Annotated in this window: 21 protein-coding genes; 17 read left to right on the forward strand and 4 right to left on the reverse strand. The window is 68.2% G+C overall.

The annotated features are described in order from the left end of the window. Window positions 1–2 precede the first annotated feature (2 nt). The 15 genes from FHY09_RS06000 to FHY09_RS06070 all read left to right on the forward strand — a co-directional run bounded on the left by FHY09_RS06000 (window position 3) and on the right by FHY09_RS06070 (window position 11,866). Window positions 3–551, forward strand: a complete 549-nt coding sequence (locus FHY09_RS06000) for an HAD hydrolase family protein (RefSeq protein ID WP_166925137.1) — start codon at window positions 3–5, stop codon at window positions 549–551. Then, window positions 548–1,108: an LPS export ABC transporter periplasmic protein LptC gene (lptC, locus tag FHY09_RS06005; RefSeq protein ID WP_166925139.1), complete on the forward strand. Its 561-nt coding sequence runs from the start codon at window positions 548–550 to the stop codon at window positions 1,106–1,108. Before FHY09_RS06000 ends, lptC begins: the two co-directional genes overlap by 4 nt. A gap of 55 nt (window positions 1,109–1,163) precedes the next feature. Beyond that, a complete protein-coding gene (lptA, locus tag FHY09_RS06010) occupies window positions 1,164–1,679 on the forward strand; it encodes a lipopolysaccharide transport periplasmic protein LptA (protein ID WP_166925141.1) in 516 nt (171 codons plus the stop codon). Further along, window positions 1,679–2,401, forward strand: coding sequence for an LPS export ABC transporter ATP-binding protein (gene lptB, locus FHY09_RS06015; RefSeq protein ID WP_166925143.1), 723 nt, complete (start codon window positions 1,679–1,681; stop codon window positions 2,399–2,401). The genes lptA and lptB overlap by 1 nt, the downstream gene beginning before the upstream one ends. An 84-nt stretch (window positions 2,402–2,485) precedes the next feature. After that, a complete protein-coding gene (locus FHY09_RS06020) occupies window positions 2,486–3,874 on the forward strand; it encodes an RNA polymerase factor sigma-54 (RefSeq protein ID WP_456362724.1) in 1,389 nt (462 codons plus the stop codon). A gap of 54 nt (window positions 3,875–3,928) precedes the next feature. Next, window positions 3,929–4,261, forward strand: a complete 333-nt coding sequence (gene hpf, locus FHY09_RS06025; RefSeq protein ID WP_166925149.1) for a ribosome hibernation-promoting factor, HPF/YfiA family — start codon at window positions 3,929–3,931, stop codon at window positions 4,259–4,261. 21 nt (window positions 4,262–4,282) lie between these two features. After that, window positions 4,283–4,735 carry a PTS sugar transporter subunit IIA gene (locus tag FHY09_RS06030; protein WP_166925153.1) on the forward strand — a complete coding sequence of 151 codons (453 nt, stop codon included), beginning with the start codon at window positions 4,283–4,285 and terminating at the stop codon, window positions 4,733–4,735. After that, entirely contained in the window at window positions 4,732–5,682 is a 951-nt protein-coding gene (hprK, locus tag FHY09_RS06035; protein ID WP_166925156.1) for an HPr(Ser) kinase/phosphatase, read from the forward strand. The genes FHY09_RS06030 and hprK overlap by 4 nt, the downstream gene beginning before the upstream one ends. A gap of 85 nt (window positions 5,683–5,767) precedes the next feature. After that, entirely contained in the window at window positions 5,768–6,655 is an 888-nt protein-coding gene (gene rapZ, locus FHY09_RS06040) for an RNase adapter RapZ (RefSeq protein ID WP_166925159.1), read from the forward strand. A 143-nt stretch (window positions 6,656–6,798) separates the two neighbouring features. After that, window positions 6,799–7,191 (forward strand): PTS sugar transporter subunit IIA domain-containing protein, encoded by a 393-nt coding sequence (locus FHY09_RS06045; protein WP_166925162.1) that lies wholly within the window; start codon window positions 6,799–6,801, stop codon window positions 7,189–7,191. Beyond that, the gene (locus tag FHY09_RS06050; protein WP_166925165.1) at window positions 7,184–7,453 is read left to right on the forward strand and encodes an HPr family phosphocarrier protein; all 270 of its coding nucleotides are present in this window, start codon (window positions 7,184–7,186) and stop codon (window positions 7,451–7,453) included. The genes FHY09_RS06045 and FHY09_RS06050 overlap by 8 nt, the downstream gene beginning before the upstream one ends. A gap of 2 nt (window positions 7,454–7,455) precedes the next feature. Further along, window positions 7,456–9,213, forward strand: coding sequence for a phosphoenolpyruvate--protein phosphotransferase (gene ptsP, locus FHY09_RS06055; protein WP_166925168.1), 1,758 nt, complete (start codon window positions 7,456–7,458; stop codon window positions 9,211–9,213). A gap of 123 nt (window positions 9,214–9,336) precedes the next feature. Continuing rightward, window positions 9,337–10,698, forward strand: a complete 1,362-nt coding sequence (gene mgtE, locus FHY09_RS06060; protein WP_166925170.1) for a magnesium transporter — start codon at window positions 9,337–9,339, stop codon at window positions 10,696–10,698. Window positions 10,699–10,711: 13 nt separating this feature from the next. After that, complete coding sequence (locus FHY09_RS06065; protein WP_166925173.1) at window positions 10,712–10,990, forward strand: hypothetical protein; 279 nt, start codon at window positions 10,712–10,714, stop codon at window positions 10,988–10,990. 75 nt (window positions 10,991–11,065) lie between these two features. After that, a complete protein-coding gene (locus FHY09_RS06070) occupies window positions 11,066–11,866 on the forward strand; it encodes a prolyl oligopeptidase family serine peptidase (RefSeq protein ID WP_166925176.1) in 801 nt (266 codons plus the stop codon). Window positions 11,867–11,922: 56 nt separating this feature from the next. On the opposite strand, the gene FHY09_RS06075 is transcribed toward FHY09_RS06070, so the two are convergent. From FHY09_RS06075 to FHY09_RS06085, 3 genes are read right to left on the reverse strand one after another with little or no spacing between them, the layout of a single operon-like run. Beyond that, window positions 11,923–12,873, reverse strand: coding sequence for an aspartate carbamoyltransferase catalytic subunit (locus FHY09_RS06075; protein ID WP_166925179.1), 951 nt, complete (start codon window positions 12,871–12,873; stop codon window positions 11,923–11,925). A gap of 60 nt (window positions 12,874–12,933) precedes the next feature. Continuing rightward, window positions 12,934–13,401, reverse strand: coding sequence for a Holliday junction resolvase RuvX (gene ruvX, locus FHY09_RS06080; RefSeq protein ID WP_166925181.1), 468 nt, complete (start codon window positions 13,399–13,401; stop codon window positions 12,934–12,936). Continuing rightward, window positions 13,394–13,960: a YqgE/AlgH family protein gene (locus tag FHY09_RS06085; protein WP_166925183.1), complete on the reverse strand. Its 567-nt coding sequence runs from the start codon at window positions 13,958–13,960 to the stop codon at window positions 13,394–13,396. Before FHY09_RS06085 ends, ruvX begins: the two co-directional genes overlap by 8 nt. Before the next feature lie 81 nt (window positions 13,961–14,041). Between FHY09_RS06085 and FHY09_RS06090 the strand changes: the two genes are divergently transcribed. Together FHY09_RS06090 and FHY09_RS06095 are read left to right on the forward strand one after the other, a co-directional pair. Then, window positions 14,042–15,835, forward strand: coding sequence for a DUF4153 domain-containing protein (locus FHY09_RS06090; RefSeq protein WP_166925533.1), 1,794 nt, complete (start codon window positions 14,042–14,044; stop codon window positions 15,833–15,835). After that, window positions 15,832–16,377 carry a DNA-3-methyladenine glycosylase I gene (locus tag FHY09_RS06095; RefSeq protein WP_166925185.1) on the forward strand — a complete coding sequence of 182 codons (546 nt, stop codon included), beginning with the start codon at window positions 15,832–15,834 and terminating at the stop codon, window positions 16,375–16,377. Before FHY09_RS06090 ends, FHY09_RS06095 begins: the two co-directional genes overlap by 4 nt. Before the next feature lie 9 nt (window positions 16,378–16,386). Here FHY09_RS06095 and FHY09_RS06100 read toward each other — a convergent pair whose 3' ends face one another. Further along, complete coding sequence (locus tag FHY09_RS06100; RefSeq protein ID WP_166925187.1) at window positions 16,387–17,145, reverse strand: YitT family protein; 759 nt, start codon at window positions 17,143–17,145, stop codon at window positions 16,387–16,389. Window positions 17,146–17,206: the final 61 nt, after the last annotated feature.

Genomic DNA, 17,206 nt, shown 5'->3' on the forward strand with positions numbered 1-17,206 from the left:
TGATGCCCTGGTCTCCCCTGCCTGTCTTTCCCGCCCACCTGCACGCCGTCGCGGCCTCGATCCGCCTGGCCTGCTTCGATGTGGACGGAACGCTCACCGACGGTCGGCTCTACTACGACCGTGACGGCAACGAGAGCAAGGCGTATTACGTGCAGGACGGACTGGGTCTGAAGCTGCTGCAGAAACATGGGATCCATCCCGTGCTGATCACTGCGCGCAACAGCCTTTCGGCGCAGAAGCGGGGCGCGGACCTGGGCATCGACACGCAGATCGCGGTGGGTGACAAGCTGTCCAGCGTGCGGGCGCTGTGCGAACAGCATGGCATCGGCCTGGAGCAGGTAGCCTTCCTCGGCGACGACCTGCCCGACCTGGCTCCGCTCCGCGCCGTCGGCCTGGCCGTGGCGCCCGCCGACGCGCATCCCTGGATCGCCGAGCGCGTCCACTGGCAGACCCGTGCCGCCGGCGGCCGTGGCGCGGCACGCGAGCTGTGCGACGTGCTGCTGGCCGCGCAGGGCCGCATCGACGACGTACTTGCAGGATTTGGCGCATGAACACTCGAACCGTACTGGGCGGCGTCCTCCTTGCCGCTGCGCTGATCAGCGGCTGGTCGCTGCTGCGCAACCGTGACAGCGGACCGCGGGCCGCCGCCGACGAAGGCAGCGTGGATTATGTGCTGCATGATTTCACCGTCACCGCACTGGATGACAAGGGCAAGGAATCCACCACCCTGAGCGCACCGAAACTGGAACGCGCCCGTGCCGACCAGACACTGACCGTGGCCCTTCCGGTGTTCCAGATGCCCGACGAACAGGGCAATCACTGGACGCTCAAGGCGCAGAGCGGCTGGGTCAGCGCGGCAGGCGACCAGCTCAAGCTGCGCGGCGATGTCAGCGGTGACAGCCCGACCACCGGCGGCACCCCGCCGACCACCTTCCGGACCGACCACCTGGACGTATTCCCGAAGGACAACAAGGCGCGCACCGATGCCCTGGTGACCATGACCCGTCCCGGCATGGTGCAGAGCGGGGTGGGATTTGAAGTGGATTCGAAGAACAACACGTATCATTTCCTCAGCCAGTCCAAGGGACGCTATACGCCCCAGCGATGAGCTCAGCCGCCCACGCATGGCACGCCCCCACGACCAACCCGGCAGAACGCACACGATGAAGATCACTTTTGCAGCCCTGATTGCGCTTTCCCTGCTCACCCCGGCCCTGACCGCCAGCGCCCGCTCCACCGACCGCAACGAGCCGATGAACATCGATGCCGGGGCCCAGTCAGGCAGCCTCGCCGGTGACGGCACCACGGTGCTCTCGCAGGGCGTGGTCATTACCCAAGGCACGCTGGACCTGCGCGCGGGCCAGGCCGATCTGCACATGCGCGGTGGCGAAGCGGTGCGTGCGGTGTTCACCGGCAAGCCGGCCAAGCTCAAGCAGCAGATGGACGACGGCACCTGGATGGATGCCACCGCCGACAAGATCGACTATGACATCACCACTGAGATCATCACCCTCACCGGCAATTACAAGGTGACCAGCGCGCGCGGCACCAACGCTGGCCAGCGCATGGTCTACAACACCCGCACCGGCGAGATGAACAGCGGCGGCGACGGCAGCCGCGTGCGCACCGTGATCCAGCCCAAGTCCAAGGCCCCGGCCGCGGCAGGGAGTGCCAAGTAATGCTGGTCGCCAAGGGTCTGCGCAAGCGTTACAAGCAGCGCGAAGTGGTCAAGGATTTCGGCCTCACGCTCGAAGCGGGTGAAGTCGTCGGCCTGCTCGGACCGAACGGCGCCGGCAAGACCACCTGTTTCTACATGATCGTGGGCCTGGTCGAAGCCGATTCGGGCAGCATCGTGCTGGATGGAAAGGACATCACCAGCGACCCGATGTACACCCGCGCCAAGCAGGGCGTGGGCTACCTGCCGCAGGAAGCCTCGGTGTTCCGCAAGCTCAGCGTGGCCGACAACATCCGCCTCGTGCTGGAGCTGCGCGACGACCTCACGGACAAGGAGGCGCAGGAGCGCGAGCTCTCCAGCCTGCTGGAGGAACTGCAGCTTGGGCACGTCGCCGACCAGCTGGGCGCAAGCCTGTCCGGTGGCGAACGGCGCCGCTGCGAGATCGCCCGCGCGCTGGCCGCACGTCCGCGGCTGATCCTGCTTGATGAGCCCTTCGCCGGCGTCGATCCGATTTCCGTGGGTGACATCCAGAAGATCGTCACCCACCTCAAAGAACGCGGCATCGGCGTGCTCATCACCGACCACAACGTGCGCGAGACCTTGGGAATCTGCGACCGCGCGTATATCCTCGCTGAAGGTGCGGTACTCGCCCAGGGTGCGCCTGCGGATCTCCTGGAAAATGCGGATGTCCGCCGCGTCTACCTTGGCGAGTCGTTCCGGCTCTGACAGCCGGGGCGCCGGACCTCTCCCTCCGCGCTCGGCCCCGTCATGAAAACCCGGTTGCAGACATCGTTGGGGCAGCGCCTGGTCATGACGCCGCAGCTGCGCCAGGCCATCAAGCTGCTGCAGATGTCGAGCACCGAGCTGGAGGTGGAGATCAGCGAGGCGGTGGAAACCAACCCACTGCTGGACTGGGACGAACATGGCACCGATGCCGCCGTGGAGACCGGCGACGACGCCGTGCACGCCGAAGCCGATCAATTGCCCGAGCCGCCCGGGCCGACGGTCGACGAGGACTGGCCGCCCGCACAGGGCGACTGGCAGGCCGCCGGCACCGGCTCGGGATTCGACGATGATGAATCCGGTAGCGCCGCCGAACGCGTGGCCGAGGTCGAGACCCTGGCCGACCACCTGCTGTGGCAGCTGCACCTCAGTCCCCTTTCGGCCCGCGACCGTAGCATCGGTGCGGCGCTGATCGATGCCCTGGAGGACGACGGCTACCTGCGCGAACCGTTGTCGGGCATCGCTGAAACCCTGCTGCCCGGCATCCGCGCCGGGGACGATGAAATCCTCGCGGTGCTGCACCGGATCCAGCGCTTTGATCCCGTCGGCGTCGGCGCGCGCGACCTCGGCGAGTGCCTGTGCCTGCAGCTGGATGGGCTGGCACCGCACACGCCCGGGCTCGACCTTGCCCGCACCCTGGCACGCGGCCCGCTGGAGCGCCTGCCCCGCAGCGGTGCGGCCGGGATGGCCCAGGAGCTGAAGCGGCCCTTGGACGAAGTGGAAACGGCGATCGCGCTGCTGCGCTCCCTGGACCCGCGCCCCGGCACCCAGATCGCTCCCCTGGCCCAGGACACCTACATCGCCCCCGACGTGGTGGTGTGGCGGCAGAACGGCGTGTGGCGCGCCGCGCTGGCCGCCCATGCCGGGCCGAAGGTGATGATCCACCGCGGCTACGAGCAGATGATCCGCCACTGCGGTGATGCCGATGCCGGCTACCTGCGCACCCAGCTGCAGGAAGCGCGCTGGCTGCTCAAGGGCCTGGAAGCGCGCGGCGAGACCCTGCTGCGCGTGGTGCGCAGCCTGCTCAAGCACCAGGCCGGCTTCCTGGAGTTCGGTGAACAGGCGCTGCGACCGCTGACCCTGCGCGAGCTGGCCGGCGAGCTGGGGCTGCACGAATCCACCGTGTCCCGCGCGATCGCCCGCAAGCACGTGCGCACCCCGCGCGGCACCGTGGCACTGCGCGCGTTCTTCGCCTCCGGCATCGACACCGACGGCGGCGGCGAAGCCTCCAGTACGGCCATCCAGGCGATGATCCGACGTCTCATCGACGACGAAAATCCGCGCAAGCCGCTTTCTGACGCCAAGCTGGCTGACCTGCTCAAGGCCACCGGCATCCCGGTGGCGCGGCGGACAGTTGCGAAGTATCGTGAAGCCATGAACATTTCCGCCTCGCACGAACGGGTCCGCATTGCTTGACGCCACCGTCGCGGCCGGCAGTGTTCATTGGCACATCCACCAAGGAGACACCCGATGCGTATTGAAACGTTTGGCAAAGACGTCGAAGTCACCCCGGCCCTGAAGGAGTATGTCGAAACCAAGCTCGCCAGGGCGGGCAAGCATTTCGTCGGCGAGCACTGCGAAACGCGGGTCACCTTGAAACTGCAGAAAAACGAGCACCACGTGGACGCCACGGTCAATATCCCGGGCAATACGCTGCACGTGGAGGCCAGTGGGCAGACCATGTACGCGGCGATCGACATCCTGGCCGACAAGCTCGACCGCCAGCTCACCGCTGAAAAAGAAAAGAAGCAGCAGAAGAAACAGCAGCACGTGCCCCTGCCGCTGGGCGACAATGTCGCCTGATCTCCCTCTTCAACCCTTGCCATGCCCCTGACTGACTTGATGGCAGCCGTGCAGACCCAGGTCTGCACGGCCACCGACCGGGACAGCGTTCTGCAGGTCGCCGCCCGGCTGCTGGCGTGCCGCCAGGCCAACGCCGAACAGCTCCAGCGCAACCTGCGCGAGCGCGAAGACCTGGGCAGTACGGCCATCGGCCACGGCATCGCCATTCCGCACGGGCGCGCGGCCGCGCTCGAGCTTCCTCGTGGCGCCCTGCTGAAGCTGCGGCAGCCGGTCGATTTCGGCGGTGAGGAGCCGGTCGACCTGGTCTTCGCCATCGCCGTGCCAGCGCATTACACGCACCAGCACCTGATGCTGCTTTCGGAGCTGGCCGAGTTCTTTTCCGAAGCGGCCGTGCGCGAGGCACTGCGTGCCGCGCCCGACGCCGCCGCACTGCGCAAGGTCATCGACATGCCGCCACCGGCGAGCGCCGCATGAACACCAGCATCACCGCGCGCGAGCTGTTCGACCAGCAGCGCGACAAGCTCGCCCTGCGCTGGGTGGCCGGGCAGAAAGGCGAGAAACGCGAGCTGGAGGCCGGCAATACGGTATCGCGGCGGCCATCACTGGCCGGTTATCTCAACGCCATCTATCCGAACAAGGTGCAGATCCTGGGCACCGAGGAACTGACGTGGCTGGACTCGCTGGAGCCACGCCAGCGCTGGGAAACCATCGAAAAGATCATGCAGTCGCATCCCCTCGCGCTGGTGATCACCCGCAACCAGCCCTGCCCGGAAGACCTGCGCGCGGCGGCCGACGAATCGCACACGCCGTTGTGGCTCTCGCCCAAGCGTGGCCATGAACTGCTCAACCACATTTCCTACCACCTGGCGCGCACGCTGGCGCCACGGGTGATCCTGCATGGCGTATTCATGGAGATCTACTCCATCGGCGTGCTCATCACCGGTGAAGCCGGCTCCGGCAAGAGCGAACTGGCGCTGGAACTGCTCAGCCGCGGCCATCGGCTGGTGGCCGACGATGCGCCGGAGTTCACCCAGATCGCCCCGGACGTGCTCGACGGCACCTGCCCGGAGCTGCTGCAGGACCTGCTCGAGGTGCGCGGCCTCGGCGTGCTCAACGTGCGCGAGATGTTCGGTGACACGGCCGTAAAGAAGAACAAGTACCTTCGGCTGATCGTCCACCTGACCAAGCCGATGACCGAACCCAGCGCCTACGGTTACGAGCGCCTCACCGGCGACTCCGGCACCCGCCACGTGCTGGACCTGGACGTGCCGCTGATCACCCTGCCGGTGATGCCCGGGCGCAACCTCTCGGTGCTGACGGAGGCGGCCACGCGGCTGCACATCCTGCGCACCAAGGGCATCGACCCGGCGGCGATGTTCATCGCGCGCCACAGCAACCTGCTCGAACGCCGGACACCGTGATGACCGCCGCCGCTCGCCGCATCCTGCAGACAGCGGCCCGCGGCCGGCCTGTCACCGCCTGATCCCGCCAACGAAGAGTCCTGCCATGAACCGCCCCGCCTCCCCCGCCCCGACCCTGATCATCATCAGTGGCCTGTCCGGCTCCGGAAAGTCCGTGGCGCTGAAGACCTTCGAGGACCAGGATTACCACTGCTCGGACAACCTGCCGCTCAACCTGGTGCCGGATTTCGTGCGCAGCGTGCTCAGCGGCAGCGATGCCGGCGCCGGTCCGCAGCGCTTCGTGGTCGGCATCGACGTGCGTGGCAAGACCGATCTGGGACGGATGGAAGAATGGCGGCAGCGTGCGGAGAAGGCCGGGCTGGAGGTCCGCATCCTGTTCTTCGAAGCCAGCGATGAAACCCTGCTCAAGCGCTATGCGGACACCCGCCGCCGGCATCCGCTGAGCCAGCTCGGCCTGTCGCTGCCGGCCGCGATCGCCCGCGAGCGCGAACTGACCGCCCCCCTGCGCGAGGCCGCCGAAGCGATCATCGATACCACCCACCTCAACGTGCACCAGCTGCGCCGGCAGATCGTCACCGGCTATGCGATGGACCACAGCGCGCGGCTGTCGCTGCTGTTCGAATCGTTCGCATACAAGCGCGGCGTGCCGGCCGAGGCGGACTTCGTCTTCGATGCCCGCGTACTGCCCAATCCGCACTGGGATCCCGAACTGCGCCCGCTCAGCGGCCGCGAGGCGGGCGTGCGCGACTATCTGGAAGCGCAGCCGGACGTGCAGCGCTACCTCGGCCAGCTCACCGACTTCCTCGACACCTGGCTGCCCCGGCTGGGCAATGACACCCGCAGCTACGTGACCGTGGCCTTCGGCTGCACCGGCGGCAAGCACCGCTCGGTCTTCCTCGCCGAACGGCTGGCGCGCCATGCCCGCGAACAAGGCTGGCAGGACGTCGCCACCTTCCACCGCGAACTCGACTGAGCGCGACGGAAGGGGGATGGTGACGGCGGGAAGGCCCTGACGAACACCGTCTCCTCCTGCACGTTTCCTTTTGCTGAATACGGAACATTGAAAGGCGCTGGGACCGCTATCGCGGCGTCATCCCGACCTGTTAACGTTGGGTCATGACCTGTGGCATTCTCCTCGTAACACATCCTGGTGTCGGAAACGCCTTGCTGGAGGTGGCGAGCCGGCTCCTGCGGCAGTTGCCGCTGAAGACAGAAGCGTTCGACGTACCGTTCGACGCAGACCTGGACGCGCTGCTCCCCCTCGCCTCGGCCGCATTGCGCCGGGTGGATGGCGGGCAAGGCGTGCTGATCCTGACCGACCTGTACGGCGCGAGCCCAAGCAACCTGGCCGCACGGCTGGCGCTGCTGGGCACCCCCGTCCGCCGGGTGGCAGCGCTGAGCCTGCCGATGTTGCTGCGGGTGATGAATTATCCGGAACAGGGACTGGATCAACTGCCCGCCACGGCCGCGGCGGGCGCCCGAAATGGAGCGATAGTCGACGATGCTTGAACGAGAACTCACCGTAACCAACCGCCTGGGCCTGCATGCACGCGCCACTGCCAAACTGGTGCAGGAGCTGGCGCCTTTCCGCTGCAACGTCACCATGGCCGCCAAGGGCCGCGAGATCAACGCCAAGAGCATCATGGGCGTGATGCTGCTCGCCGCCGGCCAGGGCACGCCGGTGACCATCCGCATCAGCGGAGACGACGAACAGGCCGCCATGGACGCCGTGGTTTCGCTGTTCGAACGCCGCTTCGACGAGGACAGCTGAGCATGCCGCGCGCCCGCGCCGGACTCGCCCCTGCCGGCCCCCGGCCGGTGCAGCGGCTGGCAGGCCATGGCGCATCACGTGGCAGCGCGCTCGGACGCGCGCGCGTGCGCATCGCCCATACCCTGGATGTGGCAGAAAAGCGCATCGCGCCGCACGAGGTGGAACGCGAGCTGCAGCGCCTGCACAAGGCGGTTGATGCCGCGCGCACCGAGATGCATGACCTTCGCCAGCGCCTGCACGGCGCACTGAGCCACGAGGTCGGCGAGTTCCTCGACCTGCACGCCCTGCTGCTGGATGATCCCGAACTGCTGCACGGGCTGGACGAGCTGATCCGCACCGGTCCGTATGCCGCCGGGTATGCGCTTCGCTTGCAGCGCGACCGGTTGGCCAGGGTTTTCGATGGCATGGACGATGCCTACCTGAAAAGCCGCATGGACGATCTGGACCATGTGATCGGGCGCATCCACGCCTTCCTGCAGCCGGACCTGCCCGCCGCGGTGAAGGGGCTGGCCGGCGAGATCCTGGTCTGCGACAACATCGCGCCCTCGGAGATGGCCCAACTGCAATCGCAAGGCGTGGTGGCGATCGTGACCGTGGCCGGCAGCGCGCTGTCGCACAGCGCGATCCTCGCACGCAGCCTGCACCTGCCGCTGATCGTCAGCGTGGCGGGTCTGCTGCACAAGGTCAGCGATGGCGACGTGCTGATCGTCGACGGCAGCGACGGCACCATCACCGTCAATCCCCAGGCCGACGACCTGCGCGATTACCGCCTGCGCCTCAAGGAGCACGCGCGCGAGCACCGCGAACTGCTGCGCCTGCGCAGCAAGCCGAGCCGCACGCTGGACCAGGTCGATATCGCCCTGCTGGCCAACGCCGAATCGATCGAGGACGTGACCCAGGCGCATGCGCTCGGTGCGCAGGGCCTGGGCCTGTACCGCACCGAGTTCCTGTTCCTGCAGCGCAACGAACTGCCTGACGAGGAAGAACAGTTCCAGACCTACCGCGATGCCGCCCTCGGCATGGCCGGCCGGTTGGTGACCATCCGCACGCTGGATCTGGGCGCGGACAAGGCCGACCGCACCGGGCTCACGCTGAGCAACGAGGACAACCCCGCGCTCGGCCTGCGCGGTGTGCGCCTCTCGCTGGCCCGTCCAAAGGTCTCCGACACCCAGCTGCGTGCCATCCTGCGTGCCAGCGCCTACGGCAAAGTCCGCGTGCTGGTGCCCATGGTCAGCACGCGCGATGAACTGCTCGCCGTGCGCCGACGGCTGGCCCGACTCACCGTGCAGCTGCGCGCCGAAGGCCATGCGGTGGCCGATCGGGTGCCGCTGGGCGCGATGATCGAAGTGCCTGCGGCCGCCCTGGCGCTGGAGAGTTTCATCGACCTGGTGGACTTCCTCTCCATCGGGACCAACGATCTGGTGCAGTATCTGCTCGCGGCGGACCGCAACAACGAGGCACTGGGCGAACTGTATTCGCCACTCCACCCGGCCGTGCTGCGGCTGCTGTCGATGGTTCTGGAAACCGGGCAGCGGCATGGCATCCCGGTGGCGGTATGCGGCGAAATCGCCGGTGACGCCCGCCTGGTGCCACTGCTGCTGGCATTGGGACTGACCGAATTCAGCCTGCATCCGGGCACGTTGCTGGAAGTACGCCGCGCGATCCGTCGCTCGGATCTCGCAGGCCTGCGCGCGCGTGCGCCACGCCTGCTCGCCGCGCGCGACCGCCGTGGCATCGAACGCTGGCTGGCCGACGCGTAGCCGCGGCCGCCGGCAATCGCCGCGCTATCGGAACGTCACCTCCGCGCGCGATAATGACGCGCTGCCTACCTTCCATGCCGCATCCTTGCCGGGATTGCGGCCTTTTCATTCTGCGGAGATCCGATGGCCGAAGCCGTACGCCATGACAAGACCGCGCGCCAGCTGCGCCTGCTGTCCGATGCACTGGACAGTGGTCGCCTCGGGCCCGTACGCCGTCTGGTCAACACACTGGCGCCGGCCGAAATCGGCAACCTGCTGGAATCGCTGCCGCCCGGCAAGCGTGAAGTGGTGTGGGGCCTGGTCGACCCGGAAGATGACGGTGAGGTGCTGGTCCACGTCGGTGACGAGGTGCGCGAAAGCCTGCTCGCCGACATGGACCCGGACGAAATCATCGCGGCGGTCGAAGACCTGGACATCGATGACCTGGCCGACCTCGTCGAAGACCTGCCGGACACGGTCATTGACGAAGTCCTCAAATCGATGGACCGCGAAAACCGCGAACGCCTGGAGCAGGTACTCTCCTACCCGGAGGACAGCGCCGGCCGCCTGATGAACCCGGACGTGGTGACCGTGCGTGCCGACGTCAACGTGGACGTGGTCCTCCGTTACCTGCGCCTGCGCGGCGAACTGCCCGATCACACCGATCACCTGTTCGTGGTCAGCCGCCGTCACCAGTACCTCGGCCGGCTTTCGCTGGCAGCGCTGGTTACCCACGAAGACAACATGCCGATCAACCGGCTGATCGATGACGAACAGCCTGCCATCGATGTCGGCGAGAGTGCCGATGAAGTGGCCCGCCAGTTCTCCGACCACGACTGGGTGTCGGCGCCCGTGGTGGACGACAACAACATCCTGCTCGGGCGCATCACCATCGATGACGTGGTGGATATCATCCGCGCCCAGGCCGAGCACCAGGCGCTCGGCGCCGCCGGTCTGGACGAAGAAGAGGATCTGTTCTCGCCGATCAAGCGCGCCGTACGCGGCCGCGTGGTCTGGCTCGGCATCAACCTGTGCACCGCCTTCCTCGCCGCCAGCGTGATCGGACAGTTCGAGCTCACGCTGGAGAAGATCGTGGCGCTGGCGGTGCTCATGCCCATCGTTGCCGGCGTCGGCGGCAACGCCGCCGTGCAGGTGCTGACCCTGATGGTGCGCGGCATCGCGCTCGGCCAGGTGGGCCCCAGCAATGCGCGCATCCTGCTGTGGAAGGAATCCCGCGTGGCGCTGATCAATGGCACGCTGATCGGCCTGCTCGTCGGTATTGTTGCCTTCGTCTGGTTCCACAGCCTCCTGCTTTCGGTGGTGATCACCCTGGCCTTGATGATCAACTTCCTTGCAGCGGCGTTGGCGGGCGTGCTGCTGCCCCTGCTGCTGAAGCGCATGAATGTCGATCCGGCCGTGGCCGGTACCGTGGTGGTGACCGCGGTGACGGACGTGATCGGATTCTTCAGCTTCCTCGGCCTTGCCACCCTGATCCTGCTGAACTGACGGCTGCCCTGACATGACGACCACGGTCAACGACTACTTCGAACCCGGCTGGCGCGATGCGCAACGGGTCTGCGCCGCGTGCGAGTGGAGCGGCACCTCGCGTGGACTGGTGATGGAACTGCACGAGGACCTCACCGAATACGATTGCCCGGAATGCGAGAACCCGGTGCTGATCGTGATGCACCCGAGCATGGCCCAGGTGGAAGCCGCCGCGGCTGCCGGGCACTCCGAAGCACGCGAGCAGCTGGAGCTCATCGCAGGTTTCCACGCGTCCACGGGCGCCGGGCGCTAGCCGCCTCCAAGGGCACGCCTGGCGTGCCGGTGCAGCGTTACCATCGGGGCCTGACCCCCTCTGCCAGGACCCGCCATGTTCCGCCCCCTGCTGCGCCTGATCCTGCTCATCCCGCTGGCCTTGCTGGCCACGGCCTGCACCCACCTGCCCGAGGCCTCCATGAACCCGTTCCACGCACGCACGGTGACTGTCGACGGCACGGTGTCCCGCTACCAGGTCTTCGTACCGGATGCGGCGGCGCGGGCGGGCGGACCGCTGCCGGTGGTGCTGTTCCTGCACGGTTCCGGCGAGCGTGGGCGTGATGGCAGCAAGCAGACCGGGGCCGGCATCGGGCCGTACCTGCGCGCCCACGCCGCCGGGTTCCCGGCCATCGTCGTCCTGCCCCAGGTACCGGAGAACCAGGAGTGGGATGGCCACAACAACCGGGTCGCCCTCGCCGCGCTGGACGCGGCGATGAAGGAGTTCAGCGGTGATCCCGCGCGCCAGTACCTGACCGGGATGTCGATGGGCGGCTACGGCAGCTGGAACATCGCGCTGGACGCGCCCACGCGCTTTGCGGCCATCGTGCCGGTCTGCGGCGCGGTACTCGCCCCGCGCGCGGAGCGGCCGACGCTGTATGTCACCTCGGTGGCACAGGCGCGCGATCCCTACGCGGTCATCGCCCAGCGGCTGAAGCACGTGCCGGTGTGGCTGTTCCATGGCGCGCTGGATGACGTGGTGCCGCCGGCAGATGACCGGAAACTGGTCGCCGCGTTCAAGGCCGCGGGCGCGCGCGAGGTCCGCTACACCGAGTACCCGCAGGGCAACCACAATGCCTGGGACGCGGCCTACGCCGATGAGTCGATGTGGCAGTGGCTGTTCGCGCAGCGGAACTGATTCCGCCGCGCCCCTGGACCAGGGCCGGGCGCTGCCCGGCAGCCCGCCACATCACATCACCCGAGCAGCGTTTCCAGCACCGCCATGCGCACGGCCACGCCGTTGGCCACCTGGCGCAGCACCCACGACTGCGGTCCATCGGCCACCTCGTCGGTCACTTCCACGCCCCGGTTGATCGGCCCCGGGTGCAGCACCGCCACGTCGCGGCCCGCGCGTGCAAGGCGCGCGGCATGCAGGCCGTAGCGCGCGTGGTAGTCCTCCAGCGAAGGCACCAGCCCTTCTTCCATGCGCTCGCGCTGCAGCCGCAGCATCATCAGCGCGTCGGCGCCGTCGAGCATCGCATCGAAATCATCGCCGACCACGCAGCCCTTGAGCGTGTCATCGTCCGGCAGCAGCTGCTGCGGACCACACACCCGGATCTCGCCCACGCCCAGCGTGCGCAGCGCATGCAGGTCGGTACGGGCCACGCGCGAATGCTTCACGTCGCCCACGATCAGCACCTTCATCTTCGCGAAATCACTGCCCTTGGCCTGGCGCAGCGTGAGCATGTCCAGCAGGCCCTGCGTGGGGTGCGAGCTGCGGCCATCGCCGGCGTTCACCAGGGCGGTGCCCTCGCCCGCCGCCGCAGCGAGCTCGGCGACGGCGCCGTCATCCGGATGGCGCACCACGAAACCGCGCACACCCATGGCCTCCAGGTTGCGCAGGGTGTCTATCGCGGTCTCGCCCTTGCGCGTGGACGAGGTGGAGGCGTCGAAGTTCAGCACGTCCGCGCCGAGCCGCTGCGCGGCCAGCTGGAACGAACTGCGCGTACGCGTGGAAGGCTCGAAGAACAGCGTGCACACCGCCGAACCGCCCAGCACGTGGCGCTTGTTGCCGACCCGGCCCACGGCCGCATCGCGGATCTGTCCGGCGCGGTCGAGCAGCTGCAGCAGGGTTTCGCGCGGCAGGCCTTCCAGGGTGAGGAGGTGGCGCAGGCGTCCTTCGGAATCAAGTTGCGAGGCAGTCATGGCAGGCGATCTGGCAAGGGAAGGAAACAGGTCGGATGACAGCGCGGTGGCCGCTGCCGGTCAAGGCATGGCGATGGCATCGTCCGGCGCGGCGAACCAGCGCTCCACGATCACCGCCGCGGCCACGGCATCCAGGGTGGCGGCATCGCGCCGGCGCTTGCGGCCTTCGGCGCGCTCAACGGCAAAACGGCGCGCCGCCTCCACCGAACTCGAGCGCTCGTCGATCATCGCCACCGGCAGCTTGAAGCGTTCCCGCAGCTGGCGGGCGAAGCCCTGCGCGCGCTTGCGGTTGGGCTGGTCCTTGCCATCGAGCGTGAGCGGATCACCCACCACCAGGCCGTCCGGCCCCCACTCTTTGAGCAGCTGCGCGATCACGGCCCAGTCCGGGCCCTTTCCATGCATGTCCACCACCGCGATGGCGCGCGCGTGCAGGCCGAACGCACTGCCGATCGCCACGCCGATGCGCTTGGAGCCGACATCGAAGCCGAGCACGGTGCCGTCACGCTTCGGCAGCGGTGCTTCAGACATGGCCGCTGTAATCGGTCAGCCGGAACAGGTCCACGCCGATGCGCGCCGCCGCGCCCTGCCAGCGCTGGTCCAGCGGCGTCTGGAAGAGCATGCCGGCATCGGCCGGCACCGCCAGCCAGGTGTTCTCGCCGAGCTCCTGCTCGACCTGGCCATCGGCCCAACCGGCGCAGCCCAGCGTCACCAGCGCGTTGGCCGGGCCTTCACCGCGGGCCATCGCTTCAAGGATGTCGCGCGAGGTGGTCAGGTACAGGTCGTCGCCCACCGGCAGGCAGGAATCCCAGGCGCGCGGATCGTCGTGGATCACGAAGCCGCGTTCGGGGTGGACCGGACCACCGTTGAGCACCGGGGTCGAGCGCAGCGCTTCGTCATCGGTGGTGATGTCCATCTGCGCGAGCACTTCGCCCAGCGTGTACTCCGAGGGCAGGTTGACCAGCACGCCCATGGCCCCGTTTTCATCGTGCTGGCAGATCAGCGCGACACTGCGGGCAAAGGTGGCATCGGTCAGCGAGGGCAGCGCGACCAGGAGATGATTGGCGAGGGAGGTAGGCTTCACGGACATGGCGCCATTCTAGCCGCTGGCTGCGGCGCGCGCCTTCGCATCGGCATAATGTCCGCCCACCCGCTGCAGCGTGAGAACCCGATGACCCACCGCACCGCGCTGCCCTATGCCACCCGCAGTGCCATCGTGCTCATCGCCCTGCTGCAGGGCCTGGCGCTGTATCTGGTGCACGAGCTCGGCGACAGCTGGCCGTTCCAGGACATCGGCTCGCGCTACCGCTGGTACGCCTGGGTGCTGAGCGTGCCCACGGCGCTCGCGCTGACCCTGGTCGACCTGCGCGACCGCCGCCTGTGGCTGCACGCCGCGCTGGCCTCCGCCGTGGTGCTGGCGCTGGCCAGCTGGATCGGCTGGAACCTGCAGGGCGAAGCCGGACTGGACAGCGAACCGCTGCGCATGCCGTTCTCGCTGGCGATCGCCATCGCCACCTTCATCAGCCTGCCGTGGTGGCAGCACCGCCTGCAGCACGGCCACTGGCGGGCGAGCTACGACGCGCTGTTCGAGCGGGCCTGGCAGAACGGCCTCACGCTGGCCCTGGCTGCCGCCTTCACCCTGCTCACGTGGTTGCTGCTGTGGCTGTGGGGCGCGCTGTTCGAGCTGCTGCAGATCTCGTTCTTCCGCAAGCTGTTCGGCGAGGCCGCCTTCATCGCACTGGCTACCGGCACGCTGGCCGGCTTCGGCGTGCTGATCGGCCGCACCCAGGCGCGCGCGATCCAGATCACCCGCCACGTGCTGTTTGCCATGTGCCGTGGCCTGCTGCCGCTGCTGTCCTTCATCACGGTGATTTTCACCCTCAGCCTGCCGTTCACCGGCCTGGCGGCCCTGTGGGGCACGCGTTCGGCGGCCTTCCTGCTGCTCACGCTGGTGCTGCTGCTGGTGAGCTTCGCCAATGCGGTGTACCAGCACGACAGCGACGCGCCCCCCTATCCGGCCTGGCTGCGCCGCCTGGTGGAAGGCAGCCTGCTCGCGCTGCCGGTACTGGCCGGGTTGGCGCTGTACGCCACCGCGCTGCGGATCGGCCAGTACGGCTGGACCGTGGAGCGCTTCTGGGCAGTGCTGATCACCATAGTGGTCATGGGTTATGCGCTCGGCTATGCGGGGGCTGCCCTGCGCCGTGGCGGGCGCTGGCTGCAGGCGCTGGAGCCGGTCAACCGGGTGATGTGCTGGGTCGTGCTGGCTGCGGCGCTGCTGGCCAGTTCGCCCGTGCTGGATCCCGTGCGGATCGCGCTGGCCAGCCAGCGTGCACGCCTGCTGGCCCACCCCGGGGCCGTGACGGTGGACGATGCGATGCTGCTGCGCTTCGAGCTCGGGCGCCGTGGCGTGCAGGCCCTGCGCGAGCTGCGGGAGGCGCCGGCATTCGCGGCCGATGTGCGTGCCCTGAGCGTGGTCGACCAGGTGCTCGCGCGCCGCGAACGGTGGGGCGGCGAGCCCAAGGTGGATGCCGGCATCCGTGATCCCCAGGTGCTGCGCAGCCGCCTGGCGCTGGCCTCGGGGAGTACGTCGCCCCCGCCGGACTGGTGGCAGGCGCTGCTGGCCCGCCAACTCGACGCCGGGGCGTGCCTGGAAGGTGACGTACCCTGCGTTGTGATCCACCGCGACCTTGATGGCGATGGCCGGCAGGACGTGCTGCTGTGCGCGCTGCCGCCGAAGGACGGCGTGGCCTGCCACCTGCACGCACAGGGCAGGCAGGGCTGGTGGAGCGTGGGCACCTACCGGTTGAACCCCGGTGCCGGCCGGGATGACGCTCACCGCCTGCAGGCGGCCGTCCGTGCGGGCAGGCTGGTGACGCAGGTGCCGCGCTGGCCGGGCCTGTCCGTCGATGGCGGCGCGCCGGCAAGCATGGACGACATCGAGGACGAACCGGAGAACACCCCATGAGCGGCTACTGCCTGATCGCCCCCGGTCATCCGGTGCATGGCGCCTATCACGACCACGAATACGGGTTCCCGCAGCGCGAGGAAGCCGACCTGTTTGAACGGCTGGTACTGGAGATCAACCAGGCCGGCCTGAGCTGGGAAACCATCCTGAAGAAACGCGAGGGCTTCCGCCGCGCCTACGATGGCTTCGACGTGGATGCCGTGGCGGCCTATGGCGAGGCCGACATCGCACGGTTGCTGGCCGATCCGGGCATCATCCGCAACCGGCTGAAGGTGCACGCGGCCATCCACAACGCGCAGGTCATCCAGCAGCTGCGCGCCGCGCATGGCAGCTTCGCCGGCTGGCTGGACGCGCAGCATCCCCTGCCGAAAGCCGACTGGGTGAAGCTGTTCAAGAAGACCTTCCGCTTCACCGGCGGTGAAATCACCGGCGAGTTCCTGATGAGCCTGGGCTACCTGCCCGGCGCCCATGCGCAGGACTGTCCGGTGCAGCAGCGGATCCTTGCGTTGCGGCCACCGTGGCTGACCGCGGCGGGCCGCTGAGCGGCCGCCTCACACGCCCATGTAACGGCCGGGGCGGTGGTTGAACATCAGCACCAGGCTGAGCACCACCGCGCCAATGGCCGAGTACATCACGTTGATCGGCGTGAGCACGCTGAACGCGGCCAGCATCAGCACCGCATCGAAGCTCATCTGCACCTTGCCCGCACTCCAGCCGCGCGTGCGCTGCAGGTATACCGCCAGGATGCCGATGCCACCCAGGCTGGCCCGGTGGCGGATGAAGAACAGGATGCCCAGCCCGGCCAGCGCGCCGCCGACAATCGCCGAGACCAGCGGCGTGATGTGGGCAAAGGCGATCCAGCGCGGCAGCAGGTCCGTGAGCAGGCCGCAGGTGGTCACTGCCGCGGCGGTCTTCAGGGTGAACTCCCAGCCCATGCGGCGCACGGCCACCCAGTAGAACGGCAGGTTCACCAGCACGAACACCAGGCCGAAATTCCAGCCCGCCGCGTAGTGGACAAGCAGCGCCAGGCCGGCCATGCCGCCGATCATCAGCCCGCCCTTGGCGAAAATGGCCAGCCCCAGCGAGGCCACCAGCGTGGCCAGCACCATGCCCTGCACGTCTTCGGCAGGCGAATGGTGCAGCGCCTGGGCATCGCGCACCGTGCCCGCGCTGTCCGGCGGCGGCGTCAGCGGACCTGCGGTGACCAGGTGACCGTCGGCGTCATGGGTGTCGGGTGCGAGACCTTCCGCGGCCAGAAGGTGGCCGTCAGCGTCGTCGCACGGCACGGGGCCGTGGGAGTGAAGGGACATGGGGGTCGGGTGTCGCAGTGGGGAGACGTATTAGACACGATCCGGATGACAGTTGCAGGTG

This window comes from Xanthomonas sp. 60 (assembly GCF_011761925.1).